We start from the raw sequence: 20,590 nt of genomic DNA, 5'->3' as shown, positions 1-20,590 counted from the left end.
TGACCGACCCCTTGCATCTTGCGTGTTTTGGCTTTTGCAAAAAGGTCAACCGACATAGAACGCGTTCACTAGAATGGCGCAAAAAAGCTCGCGAGGAATTCGGCGATCCAATGGATTGAAGTGGCGTTACGCACGCACGACGCCCAACCCATCATCGAAGCGGCGCTGCGTCGGCTACGCTAGCAGCCCCCTACATGTGCACTCGACCGACCGCCTTCCGCCCGCGAGATCGGGCGAGACGATGATGCAGGAAGCCGCGGTCCCGCGACTCAATCCCGTGAACATCCGCAACCCGCCATATTGCTGACGAAGAAGATAGCCTCGTCGACCGGTTGAATCCAAGCCGATGAAGGAGCATTCGTCTTTGACAATCGGATGGCCGATTACGGGGCGGACCCCGACACCTGAATGTGGGACCGACGACGCATGTGATTGCCGGGTTGTGGCCACGTACTGCCCGTCGCTGCCAACAAAGCCGGGTCCCGGTCGGCGATCAATGTTGACGAATAACCACCCAGACCCATAAGACGCCTCCCGACGCTCACGCGTAGGGACCGGGCTTTCGCGCTACGCGTCGAGCCGCGTTCCGCGTCTCGCCCCTGTCGGGCATCAATCCCTGGCGCAGCAGTCAACCCCGTCACCTTCTACCCGAGCGCGTGGCCGGCACGGCCACGCAGCCGCGCCTGCCGCGCGGCATCCCTACCCGGTCAACCCGATGCATGGCATGCACCAGGCTCCCAGGTTCCCGCCCTTGACCCGCAACGGTAGCCGATAGCGGGCGGGCATCAAGGGGCAAGGGACCGTGTTGCCCGCACCCCTCCCTCGCCTTTTTCCTTGACCCCCGCCCGCTATCGGCTCCTCAAGTCGCACGGGCGGAAACCAGGGAGCCTGGCGGCGGCAAAGCCAACCCCGGGTTCCACCGGGAGGTGTCCAGCCGCAACGGCAAGACACATCCCCTCGCCCGGTTCAGGTCCTCAACCCTTCTGCTGTGGAGACTACCATGCAACTCGCTTCCTCCTTCCGTTACGGCTCCCCGATGCTTCGCGCAGATTCGCCCCTGTCGGACGATCAGATCCGCCGTGTTGCCCCGTCCATCTTCGCGGACGGCAAGCACCAAAGCCGCTCGGAGCGCTACACCTATATTCCAACCATCGACGTGCTGCGCGGCCTGCGTAACGAAGGCTTCCAGCCATTCATGGTCTGCCAGACCCGTGTGCGGCACGACGACCGCCGCGAGTACACGAAGCACATGCTGCGGCTTCGCCATGCCGACCAGATAACCGGCAACGAAGCCAACGAAATCGTGCTGCTGAACTCGCACGACGGCACGAGCAGCTACCAGATGCTCGCGGGCATGCTGCGCTTTGTCTGCCAGAACGGCATGGTCGCAGGCGACAACCTGGCCGATATCCGCGTGCCGCACAAGGGCAACGTCGTCCAGAACGTCATCAATGGCGCATTCGACGTGCTCGACGGTTTCAACCTGATCCACGAGCAGAAGGAAGGCATGCGCGACGCCACGCTCGACCGCGACGAACAGCATGCGTTCGCCCGCTCCGCGCTCGCATTGCGCTATGACCCGACCGACGCCGAGACCCCCGCCCCGATCACCGAAAGCCAGTTACTCGCCCCACGCCGCTTCGAGGATCGTCACGATGACCTCTGGACGGTCTTCAACCGCGTGCAGGAAAACCTCACCAAGGGTGGCCTGCATGGACGCTCGCGCACCGGCCGTTCGATGTCCACGCGCCCCATCACTGGCATCGACCAGAACGTGAAGCTCAATCGCGCCCTCTGGATGCTCGCTGACGCGATGCGCCAGATGAAGGCGTAAGCACGGCAGGGGTAGCACCCGCCGCCCCGCTCCATATCATTCTATCAGGACTCCTATCCGGGTAGGTTCCTGACGAAATCTGGCAACACTGTGACCCGGAACTTTCCTTCCCACTTTCTGGAGTCAATCATGCAATCCCATGAAGTCGAGACAACCGCCACCACGGCGGACGCCTCCGAAATCACACCGGTACTCGAAACCTGCTTCGGTAACGAGCAGCCGGTCGTAACTGTGCCGTATTCCAGCCTGTGTCCTTCACCGCTCAATGCTCGCACCGCACCGCTCACGGGTATTCCAGCCCTTGCAGTCAGCATCCGCGCAAAGGGGCTGCTGCAGAACCTCATCGTCCACGAGATGAAAGGCTCGCGCAGCAAGCAGCGCAAATACGGTGTTTGTGCGGGCCAGCGTCGCGAGGCCGCGCTCGACCTGCTGTTCGGGCAGAAAAAAATCGCCGCCGACTATCCGGTTCCCGTGCGGATCGTCAGCGAAGGCGAAGCGCTCGCCATTTCGCTGATCGAGAACAGCGAGCGCGAAGGACTCGATCCGTTCGACGTGCTGCGGTCGTATCGGTTGCTCGCCGAAGAAGGCCGCAGCGTCGATTACATCGCCGCGCTGTTTTCTGCCACGCCGATCACGGTCAAACGACGCATGAAGCTCGCCAACGTATCAGGCAGGCTGCTCGGGCTGCTGCGTGAGGACGCGATCACGCTCGACCAGCTTGCCGCACTCGCGCTCGCAGACGACCACGAGACGCAGGAACACATCTGGTTCGATGCGAACGACTGGCAGCGCCAACCCAACTACCTGCGGCAGGCCATCACGCGCGCCGAGATAGACGCGAGCCGCAGCCGTCTCGTGCGTTTCATTGATCTGTCCGCCTATGAAGCAGCAGGTGGATACGTGCGTCGCGACCTGTTCAGTGACGATCAGAACGCGGGCTATATTGCCCACGCCGAACTGCTTCAGCGCCTCGTCGCGCGGAAGCTCGATGCAGCGGCGGAAGAAGTCCGTGCCGAGGGATGGGGCTGGACCGAAACCCGCGTCGAACGCGACTTTCTGGAACTGAACCGTCACGGCAGGCTGCGTCCGGTCCAGCGCCCCTACACGGAGGACGAGCAGCGCGACATGGATTGCCTCACCGCGCAACAGGACGAACTCGCCGAAAAGCTCGAAGCACTGTCGGAGGACGACGACGATGCTTACGGGGAAGCCGACCGCCTCAATGAGGAAATCGAACGCGTCAGTGCCGCGCTCCTCGCGCTCGAAAGCCGCGCGGAGGTGTGGGACGCGCAGCAGATGGGCGAAGCGGGTGCGTTCGTGATCGTCGGCCCGCAGGGTGAACTGCTCATCGAGCGTGGCCTGGTGCGGCGCGAGAACAGCGCAGCGCTCGACGCGGCAGGCGCGACCGTCACCGGCACGACGGAAGCCGAAGCGCCGGACATGTCAGGCTCGCCGGCACCGAAGGTCAGGCCCGTCCATAGCGCGAAACTCTGCCAGCGGCTCACTGCGCACCGCACCGCCGCCATCCGTGCGGAACTGGTCGAGCAGCCTTCCGTCGCCCTCGCGGCGCTCCTGCGGCAACTGATTCCGCAGGCCCTGCCAGAGCATTACGGCCACACGTCCGCGCGGGACTGTCTGCCACTTTCCGGCGAAAACAACCACGACAGGCTGCTGCGGGCAGCGGACGACCTCCCCGCCAGCCCCGCGTGGAACGCCATCGAGACGCAGCGCGCACGCTGGATCGCGGAACTGCCTGCGAAATGCACCGACCTGCTGCCGTGGCTGATGCAGCAGGACCCCGGCACGACTCTGCTCGATCTGCTCGCGTTCTGCACCGGCACCCTGCTCGATGGCATTGAGAGCGAGGAAAAGCCTCACGCGATCAATGCGCTGGCGGGCGTGCTGAACCTCGACATGACCCGGTACTGGACACCGACCCGCGCTACGTATTTCGATCACGTCAGCAAGGCGCGCATCGCGGAAGTCGTGTCCGCAGCTGTGTCCCCAAAGGTTGCCGCCGACCTCGGGAAGATGAAGAAGGCCGACGCCGCTGCGGCCGCCGAACTGCGGCTCGCAAAAGCCGCATGGCTCCCGGAAGTACTCACCGATCGGGAAACACCGGCCACGCCTTCGTGGGAAAGCCGCGACGACGAGCATGGGGACAACGACGCGGATACAGGAGACGGTACAGGCGAAACGCCGGAAAGCGAGGACGACGAAGCGCGACCGGACGCCGGGAACGGCACCGAACACGTCAACGATATGCCTCCCGATGCAGCGCGCGCTTCCGGCACAGGTAAGGCTTTGGCGCCGTGGCCTTTCCCGACCGCTGGGAGCATGAACAGCGCACAACCCGGCCCGCTGGCGAAATAGCCTCGCCCCGAACACGGGGCGAAGCAGGCGGCAGGCCCGTATCACTGCCGGCAGTTTACGTGAACCGGAGAATCCATCATGCCCAGACGTATCCGTATGGCCGTACTCGCGGCCAATGCCCAAGGCGCACCCGATTTCTATCTGGCCTTCGTCGCCGTCACCAACGAGCAGTACGACATCGGCGATCACTACGATCTGGCGCGCGCCCACGCCGAGGATGAAGGCTATCAATATCCGACGATCGCCTTCGATCAGAATGACGCGGCAGCACTCGCGCTTCGGCAGGTCCATGCATTCATGAACGGCGAAACCGACGAAACCTGATCGTAGCGGACAGGCTCTCCGCGTGTCCGCTACCGGTTCGCATATCCAGCCTGCGCGACATGCATGCCTGCCCACCAGCCGGCCCCCACCCCGGCTCCCATTATCAGGAGCAGAACAACGAGCGCGCCCCAGAATAAACGACGCAACACACGCACGGTGCCGTGCGCAGCCGTCTGTCCGGCGACCGCGATCTGCGCAACTGCACCGTCCAGCCGCTTCCGTTGTTCGCGCGCTGCGACAGCCGACACACCCACAAGCCGGTTACCCGCCGCGCGCGCAATCCGGTCTGCCGCGCGCTCCGCCAGTATCTTCAGCGACTGCTCGTTCAACGCAGCCAGCGTCACCCGGTAGCGCGCCTCGTGCTCGCGAGTCATGTCCTCGGCCAGCTTGATCGTCTCCCTGCAGCGAGCGAGCGCGTCACGGTGTTTGCTCATCAGTGCATCGGTCGCCGCCTCCGCTTCCCGGCGCACTGCGTCGAAACCGCCATCGCCCGCACGGCGGATACGCTCGGGCATCGCCTCGTAAAGCCGCGCGTAGTATTCGAGCACGGCAATGACTGACCACAACGCATCGTTGTCGCGCAGGTTGAGTGCCCCAGATATCCGGCGCATGCGCAGCAAGCTCATATCATCGGGCACTTCGCCCGCGACATCGAGAAACAGCCGGGCGAGCGCATCAGGCGACTTCGCCCGCCGGTTAGGCATTGGCCGTCACCCTGGCGAACATGTCGCTATACAGGGCACGCCAGCGCAGTAGTTCCGCCCGCTGGCCGATGTGCATCGTTTCGGCCGCCCTGCGGATCGACAGACGCTGACTGCGAAGCTCGTCGGCAACCCGATCCGCCAGATCGGGAAAATCCAGCGACTGGCCCTGCGCCTCGACAGCCTTACGAAGTTTCGACTCGCGGTACAGCGTGAACTTGTCCGGCGTACCGAAGTAGCCATTGCGCACAACGTGCGTGAGCGCATGCGGGAACGTCTCGCCAAATTCCATCAACAGTTCGAGACTGTCACGCTGCCGGTTGATAACCCACAGCACAACGAGACGCCGCGCCAGCTCATCCAGCGTACCGGCAAGTGTCCCACCATATTGCGCGACGCCCGTCTGACTACGTGCCGCCGTGTTGACGATGACCGTCGCATCACGGTGTGCATCGCAGAAATTGACGAAATCTATCCAGCCTCCTGCCTCGTCCAGATCACATGACGCGCATTCGACCTCGTCATGGACAGCCTTCATGACATCGGGATTGGACGTATCCGTCTCCACCAGTACGACATGGACATCTGAACGACGCAGATAATCGACCAGCGCCAGCGTGACGAAGCTCTTGCCGACACCGCCCTTGCTACCGCCGACCATATAGATGGGGTGATTTTCCGTTGCCATTTCATACCTCTACAGGTTTTCGGTATCCGGCCTGATCGGAAATCCGAGGAAGCCCTTTACCGGCGTGGATTCCGGCCTGGTTATTCCCCCATCCCTTTTCTTTTGTGACTCGGCTCGTGCATTGCCGGTATGCGACGACCTCGCCTGATTGGCTTTCTTCACGCGAGGCAATGCCGCATCAGTATTTTTTGTGACATGCCTTTCCGTCTGTGCAGGCCTGTCCTCTTTCTCTGCACGCTGCATCGCATATCGCAACGTGGCCGCACTGATTTCCACCCCATCCTGCGCGATCTGCTGGACGATTTCTTCCTGCGTGTAACCTTTCCTCTGTGCGCCAATGATTTGAGACTGCATGGATTTCATTGCATCGCGAACATTGACGCGATGCTCATGCGCGGGCTTTTCCGGCAGTGCATCGAGACGGCGCGCGGCGGCATCCCATTGCGCCTGGGTAAAGCTCTTCACCACTGGCATGATCCGCTCCGGCATGCTGCCTTCGCGCCATCTTGCTAAGGGGAATAACGCGCGTCAACCCCTGCAAACAGGCGTAAATCGAAGCAGTGGAACATGCTGGAACGACCAGGAATTTGGCAGAACAAAAACTTTTTTGCGCCGTCGCATGCTGGCAACGCGCAGGAATTGGCGCGCGCGAGGGTCGCGACAAGATCAAATTTCCGGTCGAGTGATCGCCTGATCTTTGCATTGGCACCAAACAGCATCTGGAATCCATCGCGCACATGCTGCGCCGGACAATCGCGAGATTTGATGCTACGTATCTGAACGATGCGATTCTTACTGCGCAATCTATGGGAGTTGTCCCATTCAAGTTGCGCGCGCGGCGTCACCCTCGTATGGGCAATCGACACAGTATCGGACATTTTTCTGCGCGATGTCCGATAGCCATGCTTTCGTATGCTGCGCCAGAACGTCCACCATCACGTTTTCAGCGAAACAACGTATTTGTGCGGGCAGGAGGACCTGCTCACGCGATACGCCGGTTTTCTCTACCAGGCCGGTTCATCTTGCTGCGCACGGTGCTTCGTTTTCCAGCGCGTGCGAACACGTTTTCTTGCGGCAGTAGTTCATCTATCTGCGCGGTCACGGTCAACCCCGCTCACGGGATTTGCGATCGGCAAATTCAAGAACATAAAAACAAGGGATGGCAGGATAGGCTACCGCCGGTTTTGGGCGTCATGCGCAACGCACTTCTACTAGATAAACATGGTCGTGATCTCAGTAACCTTGCGCTTCCTAACGAGCGCTCGCGCGTCGACCAGAATCCTGGGGCGTATTCCGCCAATGTGATCGATCAGATCAACGAGAATATGGCGAACTGTGTTCGAGGTCGCCAGAATAGCTCACCGCATGGAGCAAAGATGAGAGGCTGAGAAATTGTCACTGTTCTGCCATTTGGGGATTTTGCATAAAAGAAATTTATCAACAGGACTGGTATGTTTTGATCTGTTGCGTGCAACGAGCTTCTCGCTGGATTTCTGACCAACGCACGAGCCAATTAATGGTATCTTTGCCCGTTGCGTATTCTAGCGGGCGATCCCAGTGTTTCAACAATTGTTCGGTGCTGCGGTTCCGGCGGCGCTTCGTGGTCCGATGCTGGTCGACGATGTCGGGCTACCGCGGTTTTGGACCGCAGTCTGGTCGGTAATGTCGGCCGCGCAACTGGCGTATTCCACGCATACGAAGAAGCTGCGATATCTGGAGGATCTGTATCAGCATGCAGATAATCTCCGCGGCCCGAATGCTCTGGACAACGCGCTGACCGAGCTCGACGACGGTGTGCTGGCCCAGATTCTTGAATCGTGGTTCGTTTCTATTTGAAATCAGCCGGTGGTAACGGGTGCCGACGAAAAGCGCTGGCAAACCGGGTTTGGTTTTGTGATGGATGTCGTCGACCGGTTATCGAAGAGCGAGGCCGCTGATGATCGGCTTCAGCGCGTCGAGCAGCGATTGCACAGGCTATCTGCGCTTTATAGCCAGCTTCACGTTCGCCGGGATAATTCGGTTGAGACGGTTCGCTCGTTGCCAGCGAGTGTTGTTGAAGCACTGTATGCGATGCTTGACCCGGAATCTCCACAGAATCCGTTCAGGCGTGACAGGACACGTTGGCGCGTCTTCGTCGCATTTGTGCTGATGCCGCATCAGGGCTTGCGCCGCGGCGAAGTTCTGTTGCTTCCGGCCGACGCCGTCAAAAGTGCCTACGATCACAAGCAACAGCGGGCGCGTCACTGGCTCAATGTGCAGGAAAACGAATACGAGGACACGGAAGTCGACTCCCGCTATTCAAAGCCCAGCATCAAGAATGTGCACTCGATTCGCCAGGTGCCCGTCAGCGAGTTGACAGCAAGCGTTGTGCAAGGATACGTCGAAAACTATCGGGGCCGTCCCGATCACTCGTTCCTGCTGAACGCACAGAGCGACGCTCCGCTGTCGACGGAAACACTGACAAAGGTATTTGCACAGATTACGCGCTGCTTGCCGGTCGAGGTGCTAATGGACTTGAAGGCCCGGACTGGCAAGGATGCAGTCACGCCGCACGATCTGCGCCACACGTGTGCCGTAGTCCGGCTCCATCAGTTGCTGGAGCACGGCGATGCAATGAATGAAGCCCTCCAGAAGCTACGGACATTCTTTAGCTGATCCAAGACATCGACCATGCCGTCCCGGTATGCGCGCGCCGTGTTCGAGGATCGATTGGCGGGTGTCTGGAATGACGCCTTCGACGACCGGATTGCCCTGCTTCGGGCTTTGCCTAGGGAGATCTGATATGGGCGGCAAGCCACCAATCCAGTCGGACCTGTTTCCGGCGTATGTTCCCGCCGATGATGTCATTGATCAGGTTGTAGCGGCACTACCGATGCTGCCGCCGGTCATCCGCTATTACGACGACTTCGATGATGTGCAGCACTCGATCCGGGACCCGGCCGGCCAAAATGGTCTTTGAACTGGCAATCACCGGCCGGACGATCAGGGTCGACTTCACGTGGTTTGTGACCAATCACGCCCTGCTGTTGAAACACGTCTTCCTGTTCCTGCTCGGCGAAGATCTCAGCGTATCGACTGCGGCAAACTATCTGATCGCTGCGCCACATTTAGCGCTCGCCGATATCATTGAAATCGTTCGTGCCGGTCCTATCGGTATTGCGACTGTCTGGGCCAGACTGTGTGTGCGCGAGATGCCTCTTTCGGCGTATATCCTCGTGAAAGCGCTGCTGCGACTCCTATGTCGCCATCGATTGCGAGGCTGGGCCGATACCTACGATACCTACATCACTACCACCCTTCCCTTGCTTGCCCGGGATGCTTACGCGGGGGTCCGCTCTGGTGATGTGTTCCTGAGCGCGGAAGAAGAGGCAGCAATTGTTCGCTATCTGGATGAAATGGTTGTGGCGCTGAGTCGACCACAGTCCCGTCATACGAAGTTATTTGCGACGCAGGGATGTTGCTGTGCGCTTACCAGTTCGCCATGCGCCCGATCCAGATTGCGATGCTGAGCATGCGAAATGTACGTATCTGGCAGGATGCACCGGATGGACCGCCGACGGTGCATTTAACCTTCCTTATGGCCAAACAGAAAAGCAACTCGAAAAGAAAACCGCTTACGCGTCGGGTCAAGCGTGAATGGTCACCGATGTTCGTTGCGATCGATACATGGCGGAAAGCCGAAGGTATGGCGAGTTCTGCTCGCTTCTTTGCGGTCGACTCCAACTACGAAGCGGGCGCGCGAATTGCCTCGCTCGTGAGGCGGTTGATCGACTCTGGCGACCTCGGTACGGCCACTGATCTGCGGCATACCGCAGCCCAGCGGCTTGTTGACGCCGGCGCGAGCCACGAAGAGCTCGCCGAGTTCATGGGACATTCATACGTCCAGACCGGACTGGTGTACTTCCGGACGTCGGCCTCCCATGCGGAACGGGTCAACCACGCGCTTGGCGCATCGGACATCTATCGGAGGGTGGCGAAGATTGCGCACGACCGCTTCATCTCCCCGGAAGAGCTCACCCATCTCAAGGGTGACCAGCAGATCGCTGGCGTACCTCACGGCATTCCGATTGCGGGTATCGGTGGATGTTCTTCTGGCCAGCCTGTGTGCCCGTATAACCCGGTCACGTCTTGCTATGGATGCAGGAAGTTCATGCCGTTGCATGACAAGGTGATACACGAGAGCGTGCTCGCCTCAATGCGGGAGGTGGTCGCGTTCTTCGAACAGTGCTCCCGCGGCGACACCCACTCGCAGCCCTATCTCCAGTTGCAACGCACGATTGCCGAAATACAGACGGTCATCGACGAATTGGAGGGTGAAGGTCTATGACCCCCCACTACTCCGCACTCATTGATCTGGGCAAGGCGCTCGCCCAGGAAAAAGGGTTGCAATGGGACATGCCCCTCGACGAGACAGGCGCTGCGTCCGACGGCGTTGGCTGGAACTTGACGATCATCGCAGGCGATGTACCGCCTCCGACCCACTACCTGCGAGACCTTGGTACGGAAGTGAAGGCGCTGGCGATGGTCAACTCGGAGCGGGCTAAGCAGGGACTGGCACCGCTGGCCAAGCGGCCGCTGTCGGCTGCATGGCAGGATTTGGTCAAGGCGACCGTCGCCGAGCAGCTGCTGTTCAGGCGCAATACCACAGGATACGTGGCACAGTGCATAGCTCGCCCACTGCGGATCATTGCCAAGTGCGTGGATCGGCAGTCGTGGGAACTGACCGCCGACGACTTGCGCGCTGCTATCCGTACTGGAAGCGCGATTCAGGCACCGGCAAGCTCGGTGATCTGATCGCCGAGATCGTCAAAATGGTATTTGATGCCCAGCATATCTGCGATGCCGGTCCGCTCTACCCCGCACTTGCCGTTCCCCGCATGAAAGGCAAAAGTGCGATAAAGGCTAAACATACATGGTCGCCGGATAAGCTTCGCGACGCGACGATCTCGAGGCCCGTAAGCGTAGCGAGCGTCTTCCGGAGCGCCGGGCGTTCTGGGAACTGACGCGCATCGTGATGACTGAAAAGCCGCGCACATTCATGGACGAACTGCGCTTTGCAGCGTTGCGCACAATGATCATTACGGGAATGCGGTCGGGTGAAGCTGCGCTTTTACCCGTTGACTGGAAGCGGGAACGAACGTACCTCGATTCAAAAGGCCGCCCTGCCGGAGAGTCCGGTGGGATCTCAACGTCATTGATGGTTCGTCACTTCGCAGAAAAGCAGCAGGAGGAAGAAACGGACAGTCTGGTCCTGCGTGAAGAAACCCAGCCGGTGCCAGAGATGTTCCGGACGCTGCTGACAGAGACCCTTGACCACGTGGCTAGGATCACGGAACCCCTGCGCGCGACGCTTAGGCTGCAATGCGAATCGGGTCGGCTTCTGCCGTGGTACGCGGTGAATAGTGTCGTGCCCTTAATCGAAATATATACCCGCCTCATGGGCAATCCGTTCTGGCTGAACATTGAACGGGGCCGTTCATCGAGCGCTATCGGGAAAGCTTCGACCCATCGGTGCTTGTCGATCTACACACGTACCAACTGACGAGGAAAAAAGATGGGCTGAATGGGCTCGACATGGCGGTATACCAGTTTGGCAAGAGACTGCTGGACAAGATGCGAGACGGTAAAATCGCGTTGCGCTTCCGACATGCAAACGGTTCGGCAATCGCTCCAACGAGCAACAGTGGATGGCCCACCGAGCGCATGACCTGGCACGACACGTACGTGCACGTCGGCGAGTTCGAGGAGCACATCCGGCTCACGACGCCAACGAAGGTGTCTGACACCACGTCTTTACCGCTGGCAATTGGTTCCGTTCAGCCATACGAGCTTCTGTTCGTGCAGCCAAAGCGTTCACTCGCAGAAGAGCGCAATGAGCTGCTCTGTGACGTCAATCGCTACATGTGTGTCCGCCGTCCAGGTTCCGACCTGATTCAGTTGGCGCTCGGCGAGCATTCAACCTGCGAAACCGTGTTTGAAAAATACGGGCAAACCGACGAGGATCGTGCGCTGCGGATGGAGTCGCACATGTTGCGTCATCTGCAAAACACCGACCTGTTCCGGCTCGGCGTCGCCGACACCATCATCTCGAAGCGCTTCAACCGGCGCAGCGTCGCACAGAGTTATGAGTACGATCATCGCAGCCTCGCAGAAGATCTGGACCAGATCGAGATCCCCCAGGACATCGAGATCATGCTCGGTGAAAAAGCCAGCACGGTCGCCAGGCCCATCAAGGGCGGCAAGGCCAACGACCCGATCGTGGACGCGTTCAGGCGCGTCCAGGCAACAGAGGGCGACACTGCCGCGTACGAATACTTGCGCGCCGAGGCCGATGGCTTCCATGCCACACCCTATGGGTATTGCCTGAATTCATTTACGGTCGATCCCTGTCCCAAACATCTCGAGTGCTTCGAGGACTGCCGCCATCTGTCTGCCACCGATCTGCCGGAGAACCGGCGGAACCTGATCCGGCTTGAGGGCAAGTTCAAGCTTGCCCTCGAATCGATCAAGGCCAGACCATCGACCAGCATCGGCTGGCAAAACCAGCTTGACCATGCAGAGAAACGACTGGCCGGCGTACAGAAGCTTCTTGCCACACCGGCGGGCGAACGCCCCTTCCCTGACGGCGTTGATCTGTCACGGCCCCGGCAACGCGGAGTACTTGATGACTAAAGCTAACGCGGCCACGCCGGCCAGCGACGACGACCAGATGCGCGAGATTCTCGAAACGCTGCTGGCTGAGGACGAAGATATCACCGCACGTGCTGTTGCCCGGTTGCACCCATCCATCAATGCGGCATCGGCGATCACCCGTAGCGAGTCCCGGAGCAAACTGCTCGCGGAGTATAAGCAACGGCAGACTGAGTACCGGCGCTGGCGAGGCCGTGTCGCGAAGTGGTCCAGCGCCGATACTGCGGCGTCACTCGCCGACAAGGACATCCGGATTGCGGAACTTGAAGCCACCGTGCAACTGCTTACCGCGTCGCATCTCGCCATGCTGCGTGTCGTCGGCGAACTCGGCGGCTTTAGCAAGTGGGCCAGGTTCTACGAGCAATACCGCGAGGCACGGGATAAACTCATTGAACTCGGGGCCGTTCCCGCTGCTACAGTGTCCCCGATGGAGCCCAACGGGTCAGGTAATGCCGGCGCCGACGAACCGCCCCAAAAAGCGTTGAGCTAGGCATTGGAGGGGCTGAACGATATGTGCGGCCATTGCGCCTCTTCCAAGATAGGTACCCACCGGAGTACTCTGGTCGCGTCCGTCCAAAGGCAACAAACGACCATGGCATCCCCTCACGCCACTCTGACCGTCACATTCGACGCGAACACACTTGAAGCGGTTGCTCGCCCCGAGCGCCGCGCTAGAGATCCGTTTCATGCAAGTTACGTTTCTATCCAGCGGGCGATAAAGGACGGATTCCTAAAAGGCTATTTCAGCCAGACGTACTGCACGCTGGAAGGCATTCAGGGCGAAGATCGCTCCGCCGTACTCGGCAAAACCCATGTTAGGACGTCCTCCAGGTCACCAGACAGGAATACGGTCAACATTCGCATCGAGATCAGGCGCCATCGGAAGCCCCTGCATATGGAACATAATGCTGCTCTGCAAGCCGTACTGCAACTTGGCATACGCGCCTTGAGGAGGCCAGCACGCATGGTCGATGGGCTGGTCATAAAAGATCCCGACAACACGATTTATGTGAACGAATCCGTCGAGCAAGTGATCAAGCATCGGGGCATCGCGAATGAAGTTGCTTCCGCGATCGAGAGCCGTGGTGTCGGGCGAGCGGTTGCACTTGAACTTGGACCGAAGTTCAATGAGCACGCTGGCGTGACGGGCGAGTTGTGGCTTCAAGGTCTTGCGCGAGCGAAATCGGACGAACTCCGGCTTGTAAGAAAGGCGAATGGTCTGATGGCGATGCCATTGCCTCGCACGTTGGTTATGGCATCGAGGTCTTCTGTACTAACGACTTGGGGCGAAGTGCAGGCGGCCCGTCCATTCTGAATGCCGAAAATCGCGCATGGTTGACGGAAACGTATGGTGTCGTGTTTGTAACGCCGACCGAACTCGCTCAATGTATCTGATTGCGGCGCTGGAACTGGCCGGCATCCGCCTCGCGCTGCTTCCGGCGGCTACGTCGCCCGTGGGTGTGCGGCCACGGGCAACGTAGCGCGGCCGCTGTCGGCCGGCAGCGCCGCGCACAACGGTGGGTACGTTCAGAATTTCTGGCGAATACCCGTCACGACGAGGAACTGATTGCCGCTGCTCGACGCGCCCGAGGTCCCTTCGATCTGCGCAACGGCGTTCGTCGCGCGCTGGTAGATCAGGTCGAGATAGACGTCAGTGCGCTTCGAGAAGAAATACTGGATCGCGCTCGTCGTCTGCCAGTAGTGCCAGCTGTCCTTCAGGCCGTTCGAGGTCACGCCGGTCCACGTCTCGCCGATAGCCGTGTGAATGGCGGGCGTGATCGCATAACGCAGGCTCACTTCCGCATTCTGGTAGTTCTGGTGCTGGCTCGCCGGCGTCAGCTCGAACGCGACGTTGGTGTACATCGCGCCCACGCCGAGCTTGCCGAAGCTGTAGACACCGCCCGCGCCCCAGATGCGCTGCTGCGTGATGCCCTTCAGGAACGTGAAGTAGTTATCCGATGGAATCGCGCCGGTCGTGTCGGTGGCCGGATTGCCGATCTGCACGTAAGCCGCGCCCAACTGCAGCGGGCCGCCTGCATAGCTTGCGCCGACGCTCCATGAACGGTTGGTCGCGAAGTTGCCCGCGTTGTTGCTGAAGCCGTACATCGAGTTGAAGCTCAAGCCGTGGAAATTCGGGGTAACGTACTTGACGGCATTGTCGGTGCGGAACGTGTTGTTGATGTCGTCGGTGTCGAACGGGTGTGTGCCGTACTGCGAGGTCTCCACGGCCATCTGCAGTGGTTCGAGCGAGTCCTGCGTCGCGTTGTACTGGCGGCCGAGAGTCAGCGTGCCCCAGCGGTCGTTCGCGAGGCCCACCCAGGCCTGACGGCCGAATATGCGGCCGTTCGCGCTGGCCGTGCCGGTCTGAAGGTTGAAGCCGTTCTCGAGACGGAAGATCGCACGATTGCCGCCACCCAGGTCCTCACTTCCGATGAAACCCCAGCGCGAACCCTGCTCGCTGCCCGCCGTTGCCTGGTAGTTTGCCTTGCCGCCCTGGTTGCTCGTGTACGTGAAGCCGCCGTCGACGATGCCGTAGAGCGTGACGCTCGACTGCGCATGCGCCTGCGAGGCCGCGAGACCGAAACCGCCGATCACGAGTGCGAGAGTGCGCCGGGTTGTTTGGGACATGCTTTTGCTCCTTCTGGCATTCGATGTGCCGTGGATTGACGTGGATCTCCAGGCGCGCCTGATGAGGTGAAGTGAGGCGCGGCTGTTCCTTTGCCTTACTGGCGAAACGAAATCGTGGCGAAGCAAACTGCGGCGGCAAGGCCGGCGCCGGATTCCGGCCGGGCAATTTCGGTTTTTCGTCTACGCTTGTTTCGTTGTATAAAACAGCGTATTATTTATTATTCGGGGATGTTTTCGTACCGTCAAGAACCTGTCAAAAACCTGCCACTCGGCGCGGGCTGTTTTCGTGCACCCTAAAATCGCATAAAGTCTTATCCAGATTGAATCTAAAAGGCATGTACCGGCTTTATCTAGGGGAAAACACCAATCAGCCCACCTGTTATGGCGGAGTACGCTATTGCTTGAAATTTGAAACGGCGTTTTATTTAATAAAACAAACCGATACGACTGGCGAACCGATGACGAATATCCCCAAGGCGAATCCGCGCGCCTTCCCTTCCGCGGCAGACGAACAGGCCCCGTATTTCACGCTCGCGGCGCAGGCCGAACCGTTGCCGATCGTGTTCGATTCGCCGCACAGCGGCATCACGCTGCCGGACGACTTCGGCACTGTCGCGCCACGCGAGGCGATCCTCACGTCATGGGACGCGTACGTGGACGAGCTGTGGTCCGGTGTGCCCGCACACGGCGGTGTGCTGATAGGCGCGCGCTTTCCGCGCGCCTATATCGATCCGAACCGCGCGATCACCGATATCGACGCCGCGCTGCTCGCCGAGCCGTGGCCAGAGCCGCTCGCGCCGCAGCCATATACTCAGCGCGGTATGGGGCTGATTCGCCGCTACGCGCTGCCCGGCGTGCCGCTTTACGACCGCAAGCTGTCGATCGCCGAAGTGCAGCACCGCATCGACGCGTACTACCGCCCGTACCGCGCTGCGCTCGCGCAGGCGGCCGAAGCGGCGGTTGCGCGGCACGGCGCGCTGTGGCACGTGAACTGCCATTCGATGAAATCGCGCGGCAACGCCATGAACGTCGATGCGGGCGCGGCGCGCCCTGACCTCGTCGTCAGCGACCGGCGCGGCACGGCGTCGGACGCGGCGTTCACGCGGTGGGTCGCCGATCACTTCGTCGCAGCCGGTTATCGCGTGCAGGTCAACGAGCCATATCAGGGCGGCGACCTGCTGCGCGCGGTCAGTGATCCCGCACACCGCCGCTACAGCGTCCAGATCGAGCTGAACCGCGCGCTCTATATGGATGAGGCGTCGTTCGCCAAGCACGCGGGCTTCGGCACGCTCAAGCGCGCCCTCGACGCCTTCGCCGACGCCCTCGCCAGCTACGTGCGCGCACAACTGAATGCCAACGGAGAGCAGCCATGACCTACATCGTCGATGCCGTCGATAACGCGCTCAAACTGCTCAGCTACGTCGCCGAGCACCCCGGACTCGGCGTGACCGAACTGGCGACGCAGCTCGGTATCAACAAGTCGCGCACGTATCGCATGCTGTGCACGCTCGAACTGCATCGTTTCGTCGTGCAGGACACGCAGACCTCCACCTACGCGCTTGGGCCGCAGGCGTTCGTGCTCGGCGTCGCGGCAGCGCAGCAGAACACGCTCGTGCGCGCGGCGCAGCGCCACATGCTCGCGCTCAATCAGGCGATCAACGAAACGGTCGTGCTGCGCGTGCGCGAAGGACTCGAAACGGTCTGCGTCGCGCGCTGCGAGACGACGCACCAGGTGCGCGCGATCGGCGCGGTCGGCAACCGCCGGCCGATCAACAACGGCGCGTCGGGCAAGGTACTGCTCGCGTTCGCGCCCGAGGCCGTGCGCACCGAGTACCTCGCGCGCGTGAAGAAGATGCCCGATGCGCCGGACCTCTTCGCGCTCATCGAGGATCTCGACGCGATCGCACGCAGCGGCTATGCGGTGAGTCTTGGCGATGTGACGGCCGGCGCCGTGGCGATCTCGGTGCCTGTGCGCGACATGTCGGGCGCTGCCGTGGCTGCCGTCGCCATCTCCGGCCCCGAGCAGCGCATCGGCCGCGTCGAGATTCCGGGTTATCTGGAGCGTCTGCAGGCCTGCGCCGACACCATTTCCGCCGAACTCGGCTACGCCGGCGCGCGCGCCGCCGCGCTAAGCATCTGAATCCGCCTCGAGGACATTCGCCATGCTCACAGCTCCCCCCTCTTCCGAGCGCGACGACGCCCCGACCGCCAGCGACACCAGCCACGAAAGCCACGCCGGCCAAGACAAGAAGCCGCACGGCAAGATGCTGCACCCCGTCGTAATGATGCTGTGGGTGCTCGCCGCGGCGCTCGCCATGACGTGGTTCGTTGATGCCGGCCGCTTCGAGCGCCACGACAAGCTCGTGATCCCCGGCACCTATCATGTTGTGCCGAAAACCGGCGGCCTCGCCACGCTCGTTGCGCCCACGGTGACGAAAAGCACGCCCGAACTCGCTGCGCCTGCCAGCATCGTTTCGGTTTTCGTCGCGGTGCCCATCGGGCTCGTCAAGAACGCCCCGCTCATCGTGATGGTGATGTTCGTGGGCGGCATGTTCGGCGTGATGCGGCGCACCGGCGTTGTGGACGCGGGCATCGACCGCCTGCTTCAGCTCACCGCCGGCAACGTATACGTGCTCGCGCCGCTCCTGATGATCTTGATTGCGCTCGGCAGCACGCTGCTCGGCTTCATTTCAGAGTATCTAGTGATCATTCCGATGGTCATGCTGCTCGCGAAACGGCTCGGCCTTTCGAACCTCTTCGCCGTCGCGCTCGTCGCCATCGCGGCAAAGATCGGCTATATCGCCTCGGTGACCAATCCGCTTTCGCTCGCGGTCGCGCAGCCCATTGTCGGCGTGCCTCTCTTCAGCGGCATCGGGTTGCGGCTCGGCGTCTTCGTCGTCTTTCTCGCGCTCGGCATTGCGTATCTGCTGATCTACGTGCGCCGCAGCGGCTATCGGCCTGAAGCGGCCGCTGCCGCGCTGCACACGCAGACACGCCTCTCGCGCCGCCACAAGGCGACGCTCGTCGTGCTCGCCTTTTCCGCCGCCGCGCTCGTGTTCGGCACGCGCGAGCTGAAGTGGGGCAACGTCGAGCTTTCGGCGTTCTACGTCGCGATCAGTATCGTGACGACACTCGTGGGACGGCTCGACTCGCGCAGCGCATCCGATGCGTTCGTCGACGGCATGAAGAGCATGGTGCTCGCCGGCCTCCTGATCGGGCTCGCGGCCTCGGTCGAGTTGATCCTGCAGAACAGTCTCGTGCTCGACACGCTGATCCACTATTTCACGCAGCTCGCACGCGGCCAGTCGCCCGTGTGGGTCGCCAACGGGCTTCTGGCCGTGCAGATGCTGCTCGACGTGTTCATTCCCTCCGTATCGGGCAAGGCCGCCGTGAGCATGCCAATCATCGGGCCGATCGCGCAGCTCTCCGGCGTGAGCGGCCAGACCTCCGTACTCGCGTTCGTGCTCGGCGGCGGTCTCACGAACATGGTCACACCTACCTCCGGCATGCTGCTTGCCTATCTCGCCACCGCGCGCGTGGGCTTCGGTCAGTGGCTGCGCTTCATCCTGCCACTCTTCGTCGTCTTGCTGCTGCTCTCGATGGCCACGCTCGCGCTCGCCGTCTGCATCGGCTACTGACGCAGCCGCTCTGCACGCTCAATAATTTGCAAACATTATGAGGGCGCCGCACATCGTCGCGGCGCCGTTTTCATTTTTTGCGCACCCCACGCACCGCTAATCGGGATTTTTCTCTCGCTGCGCAGGTTGTCATAGAGCAGACCCTGGGTACCCCGGACTATTTCTCGAAGGCACCGGCATGGCCCGCCAGCAAGCTGTCCATACGGGCATCGAGGAAGAAGCGCAGAGATCTGCCGTGACTACGACAGCACCATCACGAAGGCCATCAGCGGTGGTCGTGCCTGACCGATCTGCAGGTGACCGAAGCTAGCCCAGTCGACCTGCGCCTGTTCACCGGACAGCGTGCGCAGGAAATGGCCGAACTTCGCGGCGGAAGCCGCCTCTCTCCCGAAAGGAGTGTGAGATGCCCTATTGCCCCTTCTTCCAGGCTCTGCACGATTAAATGCACTCGGTCGGAAAACTTGGCCGAGGAACCCACTACTCCGTGCTGCGCACGCCCGTGTGGCAGGACGAGTTTCTGAATCGACTCGACCGATGCGCCTTCCTAGGCTTCGCGGTCATCTGGGATGAAGATCATGACGACCGCGTGATTGATGCCGTCATGGCGCTTTACGTTAGTGGCCTGCTATCGCCGGTCCGGCACATCGGCGAGAGGAAAAGCACGCTAACGGTGCTCTTGGCGCTCGACGTTGTACGCAAATGGGAGCCGGAAAGGCTGAAAGAATACGGCGACGGCATCAAGGACATCTGCCGATGCATGGACTATCCTTGGTCAGCGCATGTCGACAGTGCGGATGGCCACGGGCATTCGATCATCCACGCTTCACCTGAGGACGTTGCCCTCTATCCGAAAAATATCGACCTGCTGTGGCAACTCGGCGTGGGCTCAAGAACGCAAACCACGTAAATCGACGCAACACGGAGGCCGGGCGGAGCGTTCCCCAGATCAACATCCCGTTGCGTCGCCCCACTGTTACCAGCGCAACAAACGCCCTCGAAACCGTGACGCAACAGCAAATGCCAAAAAAAGCGGCCACCCTATGGATAACTCGGCCGCCTTCCGGTTGAAATACAACCAGACCGGAAAAACCAAACCAACGCAACATCACACCATAGGTACCAAGATCCAACAATTGAACGATCGTGCTTTTGATGTTTATCAGGCGCCCATCGGTACGACAGTCATCGCCAGCCAATGGTCGGTTATCGAGTCACGAAGTCGTTGACGGTCAGCCACAGCGGCTCGTCCGGCCGTGCAAGTAACTTTCTTTGGGCGACCGCGACGATGCGGTTGCGACCGTTTTCGAATATCTTGAGCGTGCGTGCCGCGTCGGCGTCAGGCGGGAGCCAGAAGTGTTCTTCGAGTGCGGCGCGCGCAACCGTGCCTTCGACGTCGCGGCCGCGGGCCGACAGCATGAAAACCACGGCGCGGCCGTCCGGCGAGACGGCGGGCGCGCAATCAAGAACTTCCATGATGCACCTCGACGATGTCATTCGCGGTCTTTGTATTGGTACTGCGCCGCGCAGCGGTAAATCTACCAGAAATTACAGGAGCGCGATCGTCAACGACGTAACGATTCAGCCCCGCCAAGCGCCCGTAAACGACGATCACCATAGCGCGGTTAATGCTAGGTTCAGATTTCCTCAGCCCAACCAACTAGCGGTGCAGACCGCACCGATCGACGTTTTCCAGACGCGCTGCCCCGTGTTCTCT

Annotated in this window: 24 protein-coding genes; 17 read left to right on the top strand and 7 right to left on the bottom strand. The window is 60.9% G+C overall.

The window, feature by feature from the left end:
• Positions 1–1,000 precede the first annotated feature (1,000 nt).
• The 3 genes from PQQ95_RS22650 (at position 1,001) to PQQ95_RS22640 (ending at position 4,531) form a co-directional block, all read left to right on the top strand.
• Positions 1,001–1,834, top strand: a complete 834-nt coding sequence (locus tag PQQ95_RS22650) for a DUF932 domain-containing protein (RefSeq protein ID WP_408440858.1) — start codon at positions 1,001–1,003, stop codon at positions 1,832–1,834.
• Between the two features lie 129 nt (positions 1,835–1,963).
• The gene (locus tag PQQ95_RS22645; RefSeq protein WP_408440855.1) at positions 1,964–4,207 is read left to right on the top strand and encodes a ParB/RepB/Spo0J family partition protein; all 2,244 of its coding nucleotides are present in this window, start codon (positions 1,964–1,966) and stop codon (positions 4,205–4,207) included.
• Between the two features lie 78 nt (positions 4,208–4,285).
• On the top strand, positions 4,286–4,531 hold the full coding sequence (locus PQQ95_RS22640) for a hypothetical protein (RefSeq protein WP_408440852.1): 246 nt from the start codon (positions 4,286–4,288) through the stop codon (positions 4,529–4,531).
• Positions 4,532–4,560: 29 nt separating this feature from the next.
• Here PQQ95_RS22640 and PQQ95_RS22635 read toward each other — a convergent pair whose 3' ends face one another.
• Genes PQQ95_RS22635 through PQQ95_RS22620 form a run of 4 tightly spaced genes read right to left on the bottom strand, consistent with a single transcriptional unit; the run spans position 4,561 to position 6,798 of the window.
• Positions 4,561–5,235, bottom strand: a complete 675-nt coding sequence (locus tag PQQ95_RS22635; protein ID WP_408440850.1) for a hypothetical protein — start codon at positions 5,233–5,235, stop codon at positions 4,561–4,563.
• Positions 5,228–5,920, bottom strand: a complete 693-nt coding sequence (locus tag PQQ95_RS22630) for a nucleotide-binding protein (protein ID WP_408440847.1) — start codon at positions 5,918–5,920, stop codon at positions 5,228–5,230. Before PQQ95_RS22630 ends, PQQ95_RS22635 begins: the two co-directional genes overlap by 8 nt.
• Positions 5,921–5,929: 9 nt before the next feature.
• Complete coding sequence (locus PQQ95_RS22625; RefSeq protein WP_408440845.1) at positions 5,930–6,394, bottom strand: hypothetical protein; 465 nt, start codon at positions 6,392–6,394, stop codon at positions 5,930–5,932.
• Between the two features lie 35 nt (positions 6,395–6,429).
• Positions 6,430–6,798 carry a hypothetical protein gene (locus tag PQQ95_RS22620; RefSeq protein WP_408440843.1) on the bottom strand — a complete coding sequence of 123 codons (369 nt, stop codon included), beginning with the start codon at positions 6,796–6,798 and terminating at the stop codon, positions 6,430–6,432.
• Between the two features lie 679 nt (positions 6,799–7,477).
• Here PQQ95_RS22620 and PQQ95_RS22615 point away from each other — a divergent pair.
• The 6 genes from PQQ95_RS22615 (at position 7,478) to PQQ95_RS22590 (ending at position 10,714) form a co-directional block, all read left to right on the top strand.
• Entirely contained in the window at positions 7,478–7,756 is a 279-nt protein-coding gene (locus PQQ95_RS22615; RefSeq protein WP_408440840.1) for a hypothetical protein, read from the top strand.
• Between the two features lie 9 nt (positions 7,757–7,765).
• Positions 7,766–8,575, top strand: a complete 810-nt coding sequence (locus tag PQQ95_RS22610) for a site-specific integrase (RefSeq protein WP_408440837.1) — start codon at positions 7,766–7,768, stop codon at positions 8,573–8,575.
• A 127-nt stretch (positions 8,576–8,702) separates the two neighbouring features.
• On the top strand, positions 8,703–8,879 hold the full coding sequence (locus PQQ95_RS22605; RefSeq protein ID WP_408440834.1) for a hypothetical protein: 177 nt from the start codon (positions 8,703–8,705) through the stop codon (positions 8,877–8,879).
• Positions 8,869–9,429 carry a hypothetical protein gene (locus PQQ95_RS22600; RefSeq protein WP_408440831.1) on the top strand — a complete coding sequence of 187 codons (561 nt, stop codon included), beginning with the start codon at positions 8,869–8,871 and terminating at the stop codon, positions 9,427–9,429. The genes PQQ95_RS22605 and PQQ95_RS22600 overlap by 11 nt, the downstream gene beginning before the upstream one ends.
• Entirely contained in the window at positions 9,402–10,247 is an 846-nt protein-coding gene (locus PQQ95_RS22595) for a site-specific integrase (RefSeq protein WP_408440828.1), read from the top strand. Before PQQ95_RS22600 ends, PQQ95_RS22595 begins: the two co-directional genes overlap by 28 nt.
• On the top strand, positions 10,244–10,714 hold the full coding sequence (locus PQQ95_RS22590; protein ID WP_408440825.1) for a hypothetical protein: 471 nt from the start codon (positions 10,244–10,246) through the stop codon (positions 10,712–10,714). The genes PQQ95_RS22595 and PQQ95_RS22590 overlap by 4 nt, the downstream gene beginning before the upstream one ends.
• Here the strand turns inward: PQQ95_RS22590 and PQQ95_RS22585 are convergent.
• The gene (locus tag PQQ95_RS22585) at positions 10,687–10,830 is read right to left on the bottom strand and encodes a hypothetical protein (protein ID WP_408440822.1); all 144 of its coding nucleotides are present in this window, start codon (positions 10,828–10,830) and stop codon (positions 10,687–10,689) included. The genes PQQ95_RS22590 and PQQ95_RS22585 overlap by 28 nt on opposite strands.
• A 128-nt stretch (positions 10,831–10,958) precedes the next feature.
• On the opposite strand from PQQ95_RS22585, the gene PQQ95_RS22580 reads away from it, so the two are divergent.
• From PQQ95_RS22580 to PQQ95_RS22565, 4 genes are all read left to right on the top strand, one after another.
• A complete protein-coding gene (locus PQQ95_RS22580) occupies positions 10,959–11,462 on the top strand; it encodes a hypothetical protein (RefSeq protein ID WP_408440819.1) in 504 nt (167 codons plus the stop codon).
• The gene (locus PQQ95_RS22575) at positions 11,432–12,592 is read left to right on the top strand and encodes a hypothetical protein (RefSeq protein WP_408440818.1); all 1,161 of its coding nucleotides are present in this window, start codon (positions 11,432–11,434) and stop codon (positions 12,590–12,592) included. Before PQQ95_RS22580 ends, PQQ95_RS22575 begins: the two co-directional genes overlap by 31 nt.
• A complete protein-coding gene (locus tag PQQ95_RS22570; protein ID WP_408440816.1) occupies positions 12,585–13,100 on the top strand; it encodes a hypothetical protein in 516 nt (171 codons plus the stop codon). Before PQQ95_RS22575 ends, PQQ95_RS22570 begins: the two co-directional genes overlap by 8 nt.
• Before the next feature lie 102 nt (positions 13,101–13,202).
• Positions 13,203–13,925 (top strand): hypothetical protein, encoded by a 723-nt coding sequence (locus tag PQQ95_RS22565; protein ID WP_408440813.1) that lies wholly within the window; start codon positions 13,203–13,205, stop codon positions 13,923–13,925.
• 212 nt (positions 13,926–14,137) lie between these two features.
• On the opposite strand, the gene PQQ95_RS22560 is transcribed toward PQQ95_RS22565, so the two are convergent.
• Positions 14,138–15,238, bottom strand: a complete 1,101-nt coding sequence (locus tag PQQ95_RS22560; RefSeq protein WP_408440810.1) for a porin — start codon at positions 15,236–15,238, stop codon at positions 14,138–14,140.
• A gap of 458 nt (positions 15,239–15,696) precedes the next feature.
• Between PQQ95_RS22560 and PQQ95_RS22555 the strand changes: the two genes are divergently transcribed.
• The 4 genes from PQQ95_RS22555 to PQQ95_RS22535 all read left to right on the top strand — a co-directional run bounded on the left by PQQ95_RS22555 (position 15,697) and on the right by PQQ95_RS22535 (position 19,783).
• Positions 15,697–16,611, top strand: coding sequence for an N-formylglutamate amidohydrolase (locus tag PQQ95_RS22555; protein ID WP_408440807.1), 915 nt, complete (start codon positions 15,697–15,699; stop codon positions 16,609–16,611).
• Positions 16,608–17,378, top strand: coding sequence for an IclR family transcriptional regulator (locus tag PQQ95_RS22550; protein ID WP_408440804.1), 771 nt, complete (start codon positions 16,608–16,610; stop codon positions 17,376–17,378). The genes PQQ95_RS22555 and PQQ95_RS22550 overlap by 4 nt, the downstream gene beginning before the upstream one ends.
• Positions 17,379–17,400: 22 nt before the next feature.
• Positions 17,401–18,876, top strand: a complete 1,476-nt coding sequence (locus tag PQQ95_RS22545) for a YfcC family protein (RefSeq protein ID WP_408440802.1) — start codon at positions 17,401–17,403, stop codon at positions 18,874–18,876.
• 484 nt (positions 18,877–19,360) lie between these two features.
• Entirely contained in the window at positions 19,361–19,783 is a 423-nt protein-coding gene (locus PQQ95_RS22535; RefSeq protein ID WP_408440799.1) for a hypothetical protein, read from the top strand.
• Between the two features lie 296 nt (positions 19,784–20,079).
• Here PQQ95_RS22535 and PQQ95_RS22530 read toward each other — a convergent pair whose 3' ends face one another.
• A complete protein-coding gene (locus PQQ95_RS22530) occupies positions 20,080–20,349 on the bottom strand; it encodes a DUF1488 family protein (protein WP_408440797.1) in 270 nt (89 codons plus the stop codon).
• Between the last annotated feature and the right edge of the window lie 241 nt (positions 20,350–20,590).

Origin of the sequence: Paraburkholderia caffeinilytica (genome assembly GCF_046030355.1) — a bacterium.
GTDB lineage: Bacteria > Pseudomonadota > Gammaproteobacteria > Burkholderiales > Burkholderiaceae > Paraburkholderia > Paraburkholderia caffeinilytica_B.
The sequence above is the reverse complement of the archived record's forward strand: the minus strand, read 5'-3'. Positions and strand labels throughout refer to the sequence as shown.